The 15,531-nt window shown below is 47.7% G+C and carries 13 protein-coding genes; 1 reads left to right on the forward strand and 12 read right to left on the reverse strand.

What is annotated here, in order from left to right; all coding sequences use genetic code 11:
* The first annotated feature begins 5 nt into the window (after positions 1 to 5).
* Positions 6 to 2,132, forward strand: a complete 2,127-nt coding sequence (locus TRNA_RS42335) for a cellulose biosynthesis cyclic di-GMP-binding regulatory protein BcsB (protein ID WP_011198455.1) — start codon at positions 6 to 8, stop codon at positions 2,130 to 2,132.
* A 30-nt stretch (positions 2,133 to 2,162) separates the two neighbouring features.
* Here the strand turns inward: TRNA_RS42335 and TRNA_RS42340 are convergent, their stop codons facing one another.
* From TRNA_RS42340 to iolD, 12 genes are all read right to left on the reverse strand, one after another.
* Positions 2,163 to 3,440: a valine--pyruvate transaminase gene (locus TRNA_RS42340; protein WP_011198456.1), complete on the reverse strand. Its 1,278-nt coding sequence runs from the start codon at positions 3,438 to 3,440 to the stop codon at positions 2,163 to 2,165.
* Positions 3,437 to 4,675 carry a DUF6421 family protein gene (locus TRNA_RS42345; protein WP_011198457.1) on the reverse strand — a complete coding sequence of 413 codons (1,239 nt, stop codon included), beginning with the start codon at positions 4,673 to 4,675 and terminating at the stop codon, positions 3,437 to 3,439. Before TRNA_RS42345 ends, TRNA_RS42340 begins: the two co-directional genes overlap by 4 nt.
* Positions 4,672 to 5,238 carry a prephenate dehydratase domain-containing protein gene (locus TRNA_RS42350; RefSeq protein WP_003177795.1) on the reverse strand — a complete coding sequence of 189 codons (567 nt, stop codon included), beginning with the start codon at positions 5,236 to 5,238 and terminating at the stop codon, positions 4,672 to 4,674. Before TRNA_RS42350 ends, TRNA_RS42345 begins: the two co-directional genes overlap by 4 nt.
* Before the next feature lies 1 nt (position 5,239).
* Positions 5,240 to 6,517 carry an ATP-grasp domain-containing protein gene (locus tag TRNA_RS42355; protein ID WP_011198458.1) on the reverse strand — a complete coding sequence of 426 codons (1,278 nt, stop codon included), beginning with the start codon at positions 6,515 to 6,517 and terminating at the stop codon, positions 5,240 to 5,242.
* Positions 6,474 to 7,412: a DMT family transporter gene (locus tag TRNA_RS42360; RefSeq protein WP_003177801.1), complete on the reverse strand. Its 939-nt coding sequence runs from the start codon at positions 7,410 to 7,412 to the stop codon at positions 6,474 to 6,476. The genes TRNA_RS42355 and TRNA_RS42360 overlap by 44 nt, the downstream gene beginning before the upstream one ends.
* Positions 7,413 to 7,622: 210 nt before the next feature.
* Positions 7,623 to 8,501 carry a class II fructose-1,6-bisphosphate aldolase gene (fba, locus tag TRNA_RS42365; protein ID WP_003177802.1) on the reverse strand — a complete coding sequence of 293 codons (879 nt, stop codon included), beginning with the start codon at positions 8,499 to 8,501 and terminating at the stop codon, positions 7,623 to 7,625.
* 21 nt (positions 8,502 to 8,522) lie between these two features.
* Positions 8,523 to 9,359 (reverse strand): 2-keto-myo-inositol isomerase, encoded by an 837-nt coding sequence (gene iolI / locus TRNA_RS42370; RefSeq protein ID WP_003177805.1) that lies wholly within the window; start codon positions 9,357 to 9,359, stop codon positions 8,523 to 8,525.
* A gap of 68 nt (positions 9,360 to 9,427) precedes the next feature.
* Positions 9,428 to 10,294 carry a sugar phosphate isomerase/epimerase family protein gene (locus tag TRNA_RS42375; RefSeq protein ID WP_011198459.1) on the reverse strand — a complete coding sequence of 289 codons (867 nt, stop codon included), beginning with the start codon at positions 10,292 to 10,294 and terminating at the stop codon, positions 9,428 to 9,430.
* A 23-nt stretch (positions 10,295 to 10,317) separates the two neighbouring features.
* A complete protein-coding gene (locus TRNA_RS42380; RefSeq protein WP_003177810.1) occupies positions 10,318 to 11,352 on the reverse strand; it encodes a Gfo/Idh/MocA family protein in 1,035 nt (344 codons plus the stop codon).
* 24 nt (positions 11,353 to 11,376) lie between these two features.
* Positions 11,377 to 12,681 (reverse strand): MFS transporter, encoded by a 1,305-nt coding sequence (locus tag TRNA_RS42385; protein WP_003177812.1) that lies wholly within the window; start codon positions 12,679 to 12,681, stop codon positions 11,377 to 11,379.
* A 12-nt stretch (positions 12,682 to 12,693) separates the two neighbouring features.
* Positions 12,694 to 13,596 (reverse strand): myo-inosose-2 dehydratase, encoded by a 903-nt coding sequence (iolE, locus tag TRNA_RS42390; RefSeq protein WP_003177815.1) that lies wholly within the window; start codon positions 13,594 to 13,596, stop codon positions 12,694 to 12,696.
* 13 nt (positions 13,597 to 13,609) lie between these two features.
* Positions 13,610 to 15,523, reverse strand: coding sequence for a 3D-(3,5/4)-trihydroxycyclohexane-1,2-dione acylhydrolase (decyclizing) (iolD, locus tag TRNA_RS42395; protein WP_011198460.1), 1,914 nt, complete (start codon positions 15,521 to 15,523; stop codon positions 13,610 to 13,612).
* Between the last annotated feature and the right edge of the window lie 8 nt (positions 15,524 to 15,531).

The following is a 15,531-nucleotide window of genomic DNA, read 5'->3' on the forward strand; positions in this document are numbered from 1 at the left end:
CTTTTTTGAAATATATCATCATATGTCTGGCAAGCTTCTTGCTGATCACGGCGACGGGACAAGCGGCTGCAGCCAAAGACGTTACAGTAGACGGCTCGATCCTGGGGGAAAACAGCCGGGAACAAGCCAAGCAGCAAGTGCTCACAAACGATCTCTTGACTTTATACGGGGCAAAAGACAGCGCCGAGCTGACGTATCAAATACCGGCGGGCGCCTCCTCTACCCATCAGCAGCTTACACTTAAATACGAGGCCTCAGACCTTTTAATCTCACCGTCTTCTTTAACAGCCGAGATTGATGGCGAACCGGTCAAAACGGTTAAGCTTGAAGGGAATAACGGGAAGAAAACGCTGAAGCTCTCGCTGAACAAAAGCCAGTCGTCTCCAGGGTTTCACAGCTTATCACTGAAGTTCTACGGAGTGGTTCATGAAGGCGTCTGCGTCAGACAGGACTCCTCCGGGAACTGGATCAAAATTTATCCGGACAGTCGTCTGAATATCGGGGAAAAGAACGAATCTAAAGGAGCGGCGCTCGAACATTATCCTTATCCGTTCGCCCAGTCCGGCAGCTCCGTGGAAAAAACGGCAATCGTCATTCCGGACCATCCAAGTTCGGCTGAAATCGAAGCGGCAGTTAAAACAGAAGCATACCTCAAAACGGTTGACAACAGCATCAGCACGAAGATCTTGGGTGAATCTGACCTGGCGAAGATCGACAGGCCGACGATTGTGATCGGCGTTCACCATCACTGGAGCGGCAAAGTGAAAAAGCTGTTGAAACAAGCGAAACTCGAAGCAAAAGAAGACAAGCTTTTGCTTGCGAAACGGATGCTCAAAGCAAAGGATAAGCAGCAGCCTGTATTGTTTGCGGCCGCAGCATCTGATGATGTGCTTTCTGAAAAAATCAGCGTCATCACCGACAAAACGTATGCCGCCCAGCTCAGCGGCGACACGCTGGCAATCGGCAAACTTCAGCAGCATAGCAAACGGGGCGGCAGCAAGCTGACACTTGAGGATTTCGGGGCGGGGGATTTGACAATCGGTTCGGGACAGACATCTTCCGAGCATTTTTATTATCCCGCGCCAGCTCTATTAGACAAGAATCAGCCTGCAAAGCTTTCGCTTGCGATGAAAAAATCGAAAACGATTCAAAAGCAGGCCGGCCAAAGCGACTTAGCTGCGGAACAGGCGGAGCTGAAGGTCATGATCAATGGCCAGCCTCATTCCGTCGGACTTGACGATATAGGAAAAGAAGACAAAAACGGCTTTTACCATGTTTCTTTAAAAGTCGATCCGAAACTTTTGCAAAAAAGCCGTTACATTGATATTCAATTTGCCGCTTCAGGCTTGAAAGAGAACAACCCTTGCTACGCGGTGAACGAGGACAAATGGATTTTTATCGATAAACAAAGTGCATTGTCTTACCATGTCAGCGACACGTCAGCTTCAGCAGATTTTCAAGCGTGGCCGCTTCCCTACGCGGGTGATCATAACAATAAAACGCTGATGATCCTGCCCGACAATGCGGATCAGTCGAAGATTGATGAGCTTTCGCTTGTAGTCGGCTCCTTCGGCAGCGAAGCCCGGCAGGCATTCACAGTAAAAACATCCTCGGAAGTCAAACCGGATGACGTGAAAGGAAGAAACGTAATCTTCATCGGAAGCGTCGATCAATTCTCTCTGCTGAAGGAAAAAACAGCCGAATTGGCTGTTCCGACGGCGAAAAACGGAACATTTGATGTGTCATCTTTTCAAATGCTGAATGAAACGACAAAACAAGTCGCGTTTACTCAAACGTCGCTGTGGGATTCAAATTACTCGATGGCTGTTTTCGCGCCGTTTAAAGGGCAAGGCACAGCAGTCACAAAAGAAATGATCAACTTTTTGAACAGCAATGATTTCGCAGCAACCGTTGTGAATGAAACGGACAGCCATCAGCTATTTACAAACCATCAACAGCTGACAGCAAAATCCGCCGAAACCAAGACGGATGATAAACAGGAAAGCAATCAGCAGCATGTGCTGTACATTGCCATCCTGATCGTAATCATAGCGGCAGCGGTTATTTTGATCTTGACAACGGCAAGGCGCAGAAAAAGAAAGGCCAATGCCGGCGGAGGGATTGACGAATAAAACAGGGGCTTGCTTTTAGCCCCTGTTTTTTTATAAGTATTCAACCTGTTTCTCATATACACCCTTCGCAATTTTAGCTAAAACATCGATTCCCCTTATAATATCTTCATCCGCCGCGGTTAGGCTGATTCGTATACACTGGTGTGAATGCGCCAGGCGCCGGGATTGACGGTGAAAGAAAGATGATCCGGGAACGATAATGACTCCATCCGCTTTCATATACTCATACAGCGCTGCATCGGTCACCGGCAGGTCTTCAAACCACAGCCATCCGAAAAGCGATCCTTCCCCTTGATGCAGATACCATTTGATGTCTTCAGGCATCTTGCATAAAAGCGTTTCCTTGAGCAGCATGAATTTATTGCGGTAATATGGCCTGACTTCATTCAGCGACACGTCGGCGAGGCGCCCGTCATTCAATACTGATGCAGCCATATACTGCCCCAGCCTTGAAGAATGGATCGCCGCATTCGACTGAAAAGCTTCCATTGCCTGAATATACCGGGACGGCCCGATGGCGATTCCGATCCTTTCGCCAGGCAGGCCGGCTTTTGAAAGGCTCATACAGTGAATGATCTGCTCGTTGAAAATCGGTTCCATGTCGATAAAGTGAATCGCCGGAAAAGGCGGAGCATATGCGGAATCAATGAACAGCGGAACATTCGCTTCTCGGCATGCGTCTGAAATGAATGCTACATCTTCTTTAGGCAAGATGTTTCCGCAAGGATTGTTCGGGCGCGATAGCAAGACAGCACCGATGCGCATCCTCTCTAAAAACCCCTTACGGTCGAGCTCATATCGAAACGTATGATCATCCAATTTCGATATGAGCGGAGGGATCCCCTCAATCATCTCCCGCTCCAGTGCCGCCCCGCTGTATCCCGAATAGTCAGGCAGCATCGGGATCAAGGCTTTTTTCATCACAGATCCGCTTCCCATTCCGCAAAACGAATTGATCGCCAGAAAAAACAGCTGCTGGCTTCCGGCTGTAATCAACACGTTCTCTTTTCGAATGCCGGCGCTATACCGCTCTGAAAAGAAGCGGACAACACTTGCAATCAGTTCATCGGTTCCATAGCTCGATCCGTATTGGCCGATCACCGAAGAAAACCTGTCATCGTCAAGGAGATCGGCAAGAGCCGACTTCCACATGGCTGACACGCCGGGCAAAATCATCGGATTGCCCGCACTTAAATTAATGTATGACCGTTCACCGCCGGCCAGGACTTCCTGAATATCGCTCATCACAGCCCTGACCCCTGTTTTCTCAATCATTTTCTCTCCGATTTTGCTTAATGGCGGCTTCACGCTTCCAGTCTCTCCCGTTCAAATCGAAGACGGGCGGTTTCGATTTTCTTATTGATCTCGTCAATGAAATACTGTTCCGGGACGCTGAATCGCTCGCCTTCCCGTCCCGGAGGCAGGTATTGTCTGACATAGCGCTCCGCGGCCTCTTTGTATGCCGTGTCATCCTCGATTTCTTCCAGCTGTTCAATTTCGGCCACAAGCTTTCTTAAATCGTCCATGCAGCGTGGAAGGTCAAGCGACACGCGCTTCTCTTCTCCTTTTTGAATGGAACGGCCGTTTTCAATCATCCAGCTGAACAGAAAATAGCCTGTCCCGGAATCAAAATTCCGCGTTGCATTATGCTGGCTCGGATAGCGCAGCAGCCGCTCATACAAAACAAATTCGATAATTTCCTCCCAGCCGTCATATTGCCGCTCCCACAAGGTCAGGATTGCTTGGCAATCGACCTTGACTTCTTCTAAAATGCCTGCGAAAAAATTCATTTTCGCCTGAATATGGAGATGAAAAGGTTTTTTTCCGCAATGATGAAAATAGTCGTGAAGGTAGCCCCACAACACCCTTGCTTCATATGTGCGGTCGTGGGAAAGCTGAGCCGACTTGAAAGGCGCATGTTCAAAAATGGCCCTCGCTCTTTTGAGCGTGTCCTCATGGTAAATGTGATAAAACTTATTAAAGTAGAAAATCGCGAATGTCTGTGATGTGATTTTCTCTTTTGTTTTCACATTTTCAGGGAAGAATACGATGCATTTTTCTTCCGTGAACCCCTTTGTTCCGGCGAGCAGCTTAAGGGATTGGCAGCCGTTTTCAGGATGAGGCAGATCCTCTTCTATCGGCCTCATCATGGCAGGTTCTTCACGAACGGCTAAAAAGGCTTCAAAATAGCAGCCTTTCGCATGAGGCCCATTCGGCGTCACGATCGGCGCCGCAAAAAAGGTCGTCTCCTGATCATGCGGAGCCCGGTAAGCCGTCAATAACCGGTCAAAATACGGCGTCTCCCCTAATCCGCGGCTGATCCAATCCAAAACGTCCTCTTTAAACGCCTCTTTTGCAGCCGTTAAGTGAACCGCTTCATAAATGGCTCCTGCGTCTTCAATCAATTGCAGCAGAAGCTGTTCCGCCCTTTCGTGATGCTCTGTAATCTGTCCTTTATCATTTTGGTACGTCTGCAATTCATGTATGTTCGGTACAATCTGCTCGTTGACCATGTTTACAATGTCCCCTGTCAAAGTCGTCATCGGCTTCCTCCTTCGATTGATTTAAGCCCGTGGATTGTAAAGCACATCGGTACTTCCCCAAAATCTTTAATGACTTTCAAACGGTGTTCATCGGCTGCTTTAATCGTCGTGATGCAGCCGTCAGCCGCGTTTGAAGCGCAGGCCAGGGCCGCTTGAGCATTGCTGGTGACAAATTGGACTTGACTGCTGAACAGCTTTGCCAGATGAGCCGGAGCAGGGTGTGAAGCGACGATTTGAATATCCGATGCCATCGTGTGCTGTTTTGCGGCAAACACCATGTTGTATGTAGGCATCACAAAACTGTCTATAATCTTTAAGTCCGCTAGATTCTCAAATACGATTTGATGCAAAAACGGGTAAACGGCGCAGCCTAAGAGGACTGAATTTTCTGTCGATTTAACATGGAGCAGCGCTTCTTCCAACGTTTCATAAAGCCTGACTTCCCCGCGGACCCCTTTATTTTTGAGCCATAGCAGGCCGGCTTTTTCACAGTTCGTGCCTTTGGGACCGAGCGTATGGACAATCATCACGGCTTGCTCTTTGTGCACTTTAGTCGAGATCATCTTAACCTCCTATTGTACCCGTCAAATTATTTTGATAAATGATATGAAGCTCATCATCCAGCTCCCGGTAGAAAGCTTCACATTCTTCATAAGAATGATGGCTTGTTAATATAAACCCCGGATAACCGGAAAAGTGCGGGTACGGGAGGATCTTTGCGCCTCTTCTCATAAATTGAAACACCCGCTTAACCTCCTGCCTCTGTTTGACTTCTTCCAGTCCGTCGATTTTTTCAAAAGTGCCGGAGCCCTGTACAGGAATGATATAATTGCCGGCTGTCCTTACAGGCCTGATCTCGCCTTCAAACTCGCTGCTCTCCAGCGGCTTTAATGCATTTTGCAAGACAAGCTGCATAAAGTTGATGCCTGTGCTCTCTTTGACGATGTAATGGGAAACCCCTGAACCGCCGATTCTGGCGCCCACCTCGATAACATAAGGTGTTCCATCCTTGTCCAGCCTCAGCTCTGTATGAGCCGGCCCCTGGTGAATGCCCAGCGCTGAAACGGCGCCCGTCACTTCCTTGACGATCGCAAGGCGCGTCTCTTCTTTCAATTGAGCCGGAGCAATATAGACCCCTTCTTCAAAAAACGGCCCTTTGCTGTTCCCTTTGTATCCAATCGAAAGAACATGTACGTTTCCTTGAATCGACAGCGTTTCAATCGCGAATTCCGGCCCATCGATAAATTGCTCGGCTACGATGCCCGTTTTGCCGTGCACGAATCGATTGAGGTCCCTTTGGTTGACGGCCTCGACTTTCCGGACGGCCTCCTCAAGCTCCTTCCGATCATCAACACGGACGACGCCCTGGCTTGAGAAGCCGTTGACCGGCTTGACGACTAATGGATACGACAGTTTCCTGTTTTCCAGGTCAGCGAGCGTATGGAACTCGTGAAAAACCGGCGTATTCAATCCGTTTTGCTGAAGTATGCTGCGGGTTTTATTTTTATTGCGGCAGTTTTCCATTGTTGTGAAAGGAAGCCCCGGCAGATTCAAAGCTTCAGCAGCTTTTGCCGTGAAAGGCAAAGCCGGTTCAAACAGTGTCATCACGCCGTCAAACGGAAATTCGACAAATGTCTGCCTGACGACATCCATCGCCGCTTCTTCATCTTCAAACAACGGCAGCGGCACACAGCGTTCCACAGCCGGAAGATTGCCCGGGAAATCTTCGGCCGAATTGTAAAAGAACGTGACCTTCAATCCTAAACGCTCAGCTTCTTCAAAAATAAATGGCAGGTGCTTATTTTGACAAATGATGGCCAAGTTTTTGTTTCGTTTCGTCAATTTTCGCGATCCTCTCTTCTTTTTTTAAGTTGATGAACATCACACCGAATATGACAAACAGCGTTCCTAAATAAATATTCGCATTCAGTTTTTCATCCAGAAACAGAAATCCGATATAGAGCGCAATGACAGGGGAGATGAACAAGTGGGAAGTCGCTTTTGAGATGTGCCATTTTTTAAGCAGATAAATGTTGATCCAAAAACCCAAAATCGAGCCGACAACCGCTAAATAAAGCAGCGCATAAAGACTCACACCGGAAAACGTTCTTGTCCCGCTTTCAAAGATGAGGCTGCTGATGAGCAATACCGCTCCGCCGCTCAGCATTGAAAGGGAGTTAAAGCTTAAGATCGGAAGCGAACGAATTCTCTGCTGTACTTTGATTTGAATAAAAGCCGAGCCAAACATCGCACACAAAATCACAATCATTGCGACAATTTCAATAACATCGACTTTGATCAGCAGTTGGTTGCCAAACACGATTGTAATGCCGAGCAAAGCCAGGCATATCCCCCATTTCTGCAGTTTCGTCGCCGGTGTCCCTTTGACGAGGCGGTTGATCATCAGGGCAAAGACTGAAATGCTTGCCGCTAATATAGACACCAACCCGCTCGGCAAATAAAGAGAGGCCCAATAAACAGATCCGAATGGAACGGAAAAATACATGATGCCGTTCAAAAACGACAGCACTAGCAGTTCCTTTGACAGAACAAACTGCCTCCGTGCCAACAGAAACGCCGCGATCAAAATGCTTGCGATCATGAACCGCATGCCGGCGGACCAAAATGGAAGGCTGTCACTCAGCCCGGCTTTTTGAAAAGCCCATGTCGTCCCGCCGATCAAACATAACACGATAAATAAAATATGAACCCGATACTTTAAAACGTTTGTCAGCATATAGCATTCACCTGATTTAGTTATTGTCTTGCTGTCATTTATTTTCAGAAAATAAAATCTTTTCTGATCAAAATGGATTATGAGGGAAATTATAACTATTATATCAATTACAGTCAATCATACTTTTGAACCTTTAGAATATCTTTACAAATACTGCGAACAAAAAAACACTCACTTCGATTAAGTGAGTGGAGGCGATATTGGTTTAGCTTATATTTCTATCTTTTGGGTGCATACCGCTTTTCCGGATGACCCGAATTCTCTCATCTTATGTTTAACCGTTTCTTTGACTGCGCTGATCCCTGGCGTCATATAGGCGCGGGGTTCATATAAATCGGGATTGTCTTTAAATATGCTGCGCGTTTTCTCAGTCCAGGCCACCATGCATTCGGTATTAATGTTGATTTTCGCATGGCCCAGACGGATCGTTCTTGCGATTTGATCAGCCGGGATGCCCGAAGCTCCATGGAGAACGAGCGGAATGTCCGTTACCCGTGAGATTTCTTCCATTTCCTTAAATCCCAAATTAGGCTCGCCTTGATATTTTCCATGAACGGAGCCGAGCGCGGCTGCCAAAGCATCGATACCGGTTTCTTTGACAATCCGCTCGCATTCACCGATGTCGGCATACTGCACTCCGCCGATAAGCCCGTCTTCCATGCCCCCTACGGTGCCAACCTCTGCTTCAACCGAAACATTGCGGACCCCGGCATATGACACGACCTCTTTTGTCATGGCGATATTTTCATCGATTGGTGAATGCGAGCCGTCGATCATGACTGAGCTAAAACCCGCGTCTATCGCTTGCTTGCAGCGCTCCGGACTTTTGCCATGGTCAAGGTGAAGCACGACGGGAACGGAGATCGACATTTCCTCAATCAAAGCCGCAACCATTGCGGAAACCGTTTTAAATCCGCCCAAATAATCGATGAGCCGATCTGAAGCGGCTGCGATGACAGGTGACCGTTCTTCTTCCGCTGCCTCTAGAATCGCTTTTGTCCATTGAAGGCCATTAATATTAAATTGACCGATTGCATAATGATGTTCCTTTGCTTCTTGAAGAAGTTCTTTCATGGAAACGAAAGCCACGTTCACCCCTCCTATCCCGTATTAAATCTTGAAGTATTTTGAAACAACTTCAACTGTTGTTTCTTTGGCCGTTCGAATCGTTTCTTCCGCGCTCAGCTTATAGTATTCAGGTCTGAACAATTCAACTGATACGACATCCGAAAAACCGATGTCTTTCAAAGTTGATAAGTGGGCATCCAAGTCGATGGCTCCCTGTCCCGGCCAAACACGGTCTTCATCTCTTAAAAATCCGATTGGAAAGTCTTCCGTGTCATCGATATGATAAATGAAGATTTTCTTGCCGTCCGCCTTTTTTAAATCCTCAAGACTTGAGCCCATTGCATGGAAATGGAAGCTGTCAAAAACAAGGCCGACATTATCGCGGTTCACGGTCATGACGATGTCATAGGCCTGGCTGAACGTATTGACCGTACACTCCGGGTGACCGACAAACTCGACAGCGATCTTTACGCCGTACGGCTCAGCGATGTCTGACAGCTCTGTCAGCACTTCGACGGAGCTTGCTTTAATATCTTCTTTTAAGATTTTTTGTTCGGTGACAAGCGGTACCGCGACCACGTATTTCACACCAAGCATTTTGCACGTTTCCATCATGCCTTTAAATTCTTCGATGATTTCACGGTGCCCTTTTTCATCGCGGTTGTTGAAAAAGACAAGGGCATTCAAGGCCAGCGGCTTAATATGATGAGTTTGAAAATACTCGGCTAACTCTGAGAGAGCATGGTCTTTTAAGTACTCAGGCAGCTTATCCATCGTCCGGATTTCGATATAATCGTATCCGTGCTTCTCACAGTATTCGAGGTCTTTTGCAAGGTTTGAATTTTCCAACGTCGTTGCTTCATTAAAGCATAGCTTCATATTCGATTCTCCTTCTCTCATATCCTTGTGAAGAGAAGTTCGGCAGGGCGCCGAACTCAGGGGGGGGCTTAGCCTAATAATTCTTGTTTCAATTTTTCAAGCATGAATCTGCTTGATTCATCCGCTCTTTCATCGACCCAAGCAAAAACGGCGTTCGTCGCAATTCCGTCGAACTTCATCTCTCTCAGCTTTCTGAAGATCATATCAAAATCGACCTCGCCTTGACCAATGTCCAAATGCTGGTGAACCGTTACTTTTGCGTCAGGCGGATTGACGATGTAGCGAAGGCCATGAGCCGCTTTATGATTATACGTATCTGCGAATAAAACATGTGTGAGGCGGTCGCCGGCTTCGTCAAACATTGTCTCGATGTCGCCTTTGCCGTCATCATAAAAGAATGTATGCGCAGTCGAGTAGACAAGATTAATCCAATCCTTGTCAAGCGCGCGGATCATATCCAACGCACCTTTGTGCGTTTCGATAAAATCGTATGGATGGGCTTGAAGATTGAGTTTAATGCCTTCTTTTTCAAAGATTGGCAGAAGCTCATCCATGGATTTGATAAATTTTTCTTCACTTGTTAAAGGATCGTATTTTGAACCGCTGAATTCACTGTTCATCAAATCGACTTCAAGCTCGACCGCAATTTCGATTGCCCTTTTCCAATTGCGCACGGCGGCCTGACGGCGATCTTCATCAGGACCTGCCCAGTGGTAAAGCGGAAGGAGCGATGAAAGCTTAACACCGGTATCTCTTAAAAGCCGCTTTAATTGTTTGATTTTAGCTGAATCGACTTTCGGATATTTATAGAATGGACAAAAATCTTCGCGCGGCGATAGTTCGATATATTCGTAGCCAAGCTCCGCCGTTTTATAGACCGTTTCTTCCAAAGTCAAATCATCACGATACATCGATGGATCCAATGCTAATTTCATACTTTTCACTCCTCGGAATGTTTTTATTTTTTAACAGTTGTGAACGTTTGATAGAATTCCGGCTTCTCCTGAAGCGCCACAGGTTCTTTCTGTCCGGATTCCTGAGCTTTCACACAGGCGTCCGTCGTCACGGCGGCGATATAGCCGTCCCACGCAGTCGGCCCGCTGACCTCGCCTTTCTGTTGGATCGAGTCAATGAAATCTTGAATTTCTACATCGTAAGCGTCTACAAAGCGGCGCTGCCAATCCATGAGGATATCCGTCGAGAATTTGCCGTCTTTTCTGAGAGAGATGCTTGATGGTTCAGGAAGCTTCACGATTCCGTCCTCGCCGACGATTTCACACTGGATATCGTAGCCGTATTTGCAGTTGACATAGATTTCCGCATTGATCACGACTCCGCCTTTTGTTTCGATGATGACGATTTGCGGATCACGCAAATGAGGAAGCGCGTTTTTCGATTTTTTCGGATAAATGACCTGAACGGATTCGTAGTCATCATTAATCAGCCAGTGCAGGGCGTCTATTTCATGGACAAGCGTATCGACGACAGCCATATCTGTTGTATAGTTGTCGCCTACAACCGGGTTGCGGTGCGCACAGTGGATCATGAGGGGCTCGCCGATGACCCGATTGTCGATCGCTTCTTTCAGCTGTACGTAACCGCTGTCATAGCGGCGCATAAAGCCGACTTGAACGAGACGTTTGCCCGCTTTGACTTCTTCATTGACGATCCGCATGCATCCTTCCGCAGTCGTCGCCAGAGGCTTTTCGCAAAATACGAATTTGTTTGCTTTAATCGCTTTCAAAACGCTTGATTCATGTGCCGGTCCCCAGCTTGTTACTAAGACTGCGTCTACATTTTCGGCTGCGATTAGACTGTCGTCATCCGGATAGACCTTGGCGTTCAGGCTGTAGTCCGTTACAACTTGCTGAGCTGCCTCCTGGTTCACATCGGTGACCGCGACAATTTCGCCGCCGGCTAATTTATTTGTGATGCGGTTGATGTGTTCTTTTCCGATTGCTCCTGTACCAATAACACCAATGCGTAGTTTCATTGATAGCCACTCCTTCAAATGTAGTTACATAATTTTTCTTGTTTGCACTTGCCCAGCTTGAGCCGGAGGAGTCCCATACAGCTCTTCCTGAATTTGTTCAAGCGACTTACCGGATGTATTCGGTGCAAAAAAGAGCCCGATGAGCATGCTGGCCGTTACACATCCAAGGAGAATGGCCGCCATAAATGCAATTCCAAAATTCGAGATGATCATTGGAACGAAAAGGCTCCAAGCCCCGATTGAGATACGAACAAGGAAGAACATCAATCCTTGTGCAGATGCGCGATATTCCGTCGGGAAAATTTCACTCGCCCATAATTGATAGTTGGCCTGTTGCCCCGCCCCGTTGTTTATGCCGATCATCACGATAAAGAGGATGAGAATCGGCATGCCCTCTGCCGGAAGCAGAAACAATGACCAGCCGATCACCGCCGCAAATGCGGAGATCCCAAACACTGTCTTCCTGTATTTGTCTGCAAACGGCATGAAGATAAAAGCGACGCCAAGCCCGGTGAAAATAAACAGCCCCATCTGCAAAATATTTGCCATGGTCGCTGATACATCGCCGACCTGCTGATAAATGTAAGGCATAAAAAACCCCATGACACCTGCAGCCAGATTCCAAACCAAGTACACGCCCATTAAGAATAAAATGCTTTTCAAATACTTAGGCTGAAGCAAATCGAGATAAGGCGTCTTCGGCTTCCTGACGGCTTGAGCCATTTCGGATTGATCCTGCCAGGCATCGGATTCCGGCAGCCTTTTCCGCAGAACATAAGTAATCAGTGCGATAACGAGCAAATGCCCAAACACGATTTTATTGCCCAATAAGCCTAAATCACCGAGCAGGACCGACAGCAGCAGAACCACAACCGCTCCCGCAGCCCATGCGACCTGTGCAACCCCGCAATGACGCGCCCTGTTTTTCTTAGGTGCGTTCTCTGCGATGATCGTCCAGGAAGCCGTAATATCAGCTCCTACCGATAAACCGATAATAATGTAACCGCTTAACAAAAAGGGGAAGCTGGTGCCGAATAAAACTAAACAAATGCCCAGTGCATAAACCAGCATACTGTTCGTATAGACAGCCTTTCGGCCAATTTTGTCGGCCAAAAAGCCTCCGAGCAGCGCTCCGATTGCTGCCGAAATGGCGTTGGCGCTAAATGCGCCGAGCAGTCCGATCTGTGTATCAGAAAGCTTCAGGTAACTGACCCATAAAGATAATCCTGCCGATCCTGCGACAATGGAGCCTGCATCAATGTAATTTGCCAAAGCTGCTGCGACGGTTCGTTTATTGAATGGTGAGACTGCTGCACTTCCATTGCTCAATTTAGAGCCCCCTTAATTGGTTGCTGGGACATTCAACAAGTGACGATCGATGTACTTTCTGGCGATCAATGCGTATTCAAGCGGGTTGGCAACATCGGGATCCTGCTCGGCTTCCACTACGATCCAGCCGGAATAGCCGTGCTTTAAAAGCGTTTGATATACTTCTCTAAAATCGATGCAGCCGTCGCCTGGAACTGTGAACATCCCTTGCAGAAACGCCTGTTGGAACGAATTTCCTTCCCGCTTGCATTTCTCCATGATCTTAAGGCGCGCGTCTTTAAAATGAACGTGCCTAATACGGTCAATATGCTTCTCTAAAATGTTCATATAATTTCCATCTGAAATGTAGGCATGCCCCGTATCGTACAGAAGGTGCACAAGTGCCGGGTCAGTTCCCGCCATGAGCCGGTCCACCTCTTCCTCTGTCTGCACGCCTGTGCCGAGGTGGTGATGGTAGACAAGCTTCAGTCCGTAACGGCCGGCGATTTCCCCGAGGTGATTTAAACCTTCAAATAGCCGCTGCCATTCTTCATCGGTGAAATAAGGCTTTTCTTTAAACACGTTTTTATCCAAGCCCTGCACACTGTACGTCTGTTCTGATACGACCGCAACATCGGCATGGACGTCTTTTAAGTACTGGCAGTGAGCCGCAAATTCCTTGGCTGCTTCTTCAATGCCGTCCCGAATGATATAGCTGCTGAACCACTTGCCGGCAATCCTTAGATTCCTCAGCTCGAGCTCTTTATTGAGAATGGCCGGTTCCGGAAAAAAGCCGCCCACTTCCGTGCCTTGAAAGCCCGCAACAACAATGTCGCTCAACAAATGCTGAAGTGTGTTTCCCGCGCCGATTTCCGGAATATCATCGTTCCGCCATCCTATGGGGGCGATGCCCCATAGAATTTGTGTCTTGCCCATCCTGGTGCCTCCTTTAATACTGCTTTGCAGATTCCAGCATTTTTTCTTTTGCTTTATACGCCTTTTGCACGCTTTCCTGTTCGGAAACCTCTGCAACACCTACGTGCCACCAGCTGTCATAGCCGTCCGTCATCGTTTTCGGCAGCACCTTCATTTCAATCAATGTTGAGACATCTTGTTTTTTGGCATCTTCCAGCGCCGCTTTTAATTCTTCAATCGTGTTCGCTTTGTAGGTTTTCGCTCCATAGCCTTCGGCCACTTTCGCATAATCGACATTGAGAATCTGATTGTCTGCTGTTCTGAATTCACAGTAGTAGCTGCCGTTTCCATGGTCCATTTGCAGATTGTTGATGCAGCCGAATCCTGAGTTGTCAAAGAGCAGCACGTTAATTTTTTTATTATATTGGATTGCTGTAATGAGCTCTGAGTGGAGCATCAGGAAGCTTCCGTCTCCGACCAGTGAATAAACTTCTCTATCAGGATGCGCCAATTTCAAGCCGAGCGTTCCCGATACTTCATATCCCATGCAGGAATAGCCGTATTCCAGGTGGTACGTATTCGGTACGTTTGAATGCCACAGCCGCTGCAGATCTCCCGGCAAAGAGCCTGCTGAACAAATGACGACGCTGTCCGGATCAACTGTTTCATTGATGGCGAGCAATGCCGTTGTTTGCGGCAGTTCGGTTTGCAGCACATCCGCATATTCGTTGAGTATGTCTTGAGAAAAGTGATCTTTAATTTCAGGAGTGAAGTTTTCGCGCTTAAATGTTACCTTGCTTAAGCGGTCGCGTTCAGCAAGCCATTCGTCTTTCAGCTCCTTGATGGTTGAACCGAACTCGCTCTTATAGCCTTCCAATAAGCCGTGCAGTTTGCCGAGCGTTACTTTTGCATCGGCAACGACTTGGAAAGCATCCAGTTTATAAGCCTGCATTCTGCTGACATTAATGTTTAAAAATTTTGCGTTGTCAAAGTCAAAAGCGGTTTTTGATGATGTCGCAAAATCGGTATAGCGCGTGCCAATTCCGATGATCAGGTCTGCCCCGCGAGCCGCTTTGTTTGCCGCCAGCGTACCGGTGATTCCCATTCCGCCCAAATTGTTGGCAAAATCGGCTTCTACTGTGGATTTACCGGCCTGGGTTTCTACCAGCGGAATATTGTAAGCTTCAGACATGGCGATCAATTCGTCGCGCGCGCCGGAATATTTCGCTCCGCCGCCGACCAAGATGAGCGGTTTTTTGCTCGACTTGATCAGTTCTGCCGCTCCCTTCAGTTCACGCTCGCTCGGCTCTTTGCGATCAACATAGTGAACGCGTTTTTCAAAAAAGCTTTCATCGAAATCATAGGCCTCGCCTTCAACATCTTGAGAAATGCAAATCGTTGCAGGACCAGCTTTTGCAGGGTCTGTCATTACTTCAAAAGCGCGAATCAGACTGCTCATCAACTGTTCAGGGCGCGTAATACGGTCCCAATACCTCGAAACAGGCTTCAATGCATCGTTCGTCGTAATCGCCGCACTGTATTCCTGCTCTACTTGCTGAAGAACAGGATCAGGCTGTCTCGTGGCAAATGTATCGGCTGGAATCAAGAGGACTGGAATGTTGTTCGCAAGCGCAGTACCTGCGGCTGCCACAAGGTTAGCTGCTCCCGGTCCGACTGATGTCGACACGGCATAGATCTTCCTTCTCAGCATTTGCTTGCTGTAAGCCATTGCTGCATGCGCCATTCCCTGCTCATTTTTGCCTTGAAACACCTTTAAGTGGCCGGCATCCTGTTCAAGCGCCTGGCCGATTCCAACGACGTTCCCATGGCCAAAAATCGTAAAGATTCCCTCGACAAACGGAGTTTCTTCTCCATCTACATGGATGTACTGCTGATTTAAGAACTTAATTAACGCTTGTGCTGTGGTTAAACGTATTTTCTTGCCCACAAACGATC

Origin of the sequence: Bacillus licheniformis DSM 13 = ATCC 14580, assembly GCF_000011645.1 — a bacterium.
Lineage (GTDB): Bacteria > Bacillota > Bacilli > Bacillales > Bacillaceae > Bacillus > Bacillus licheniformis.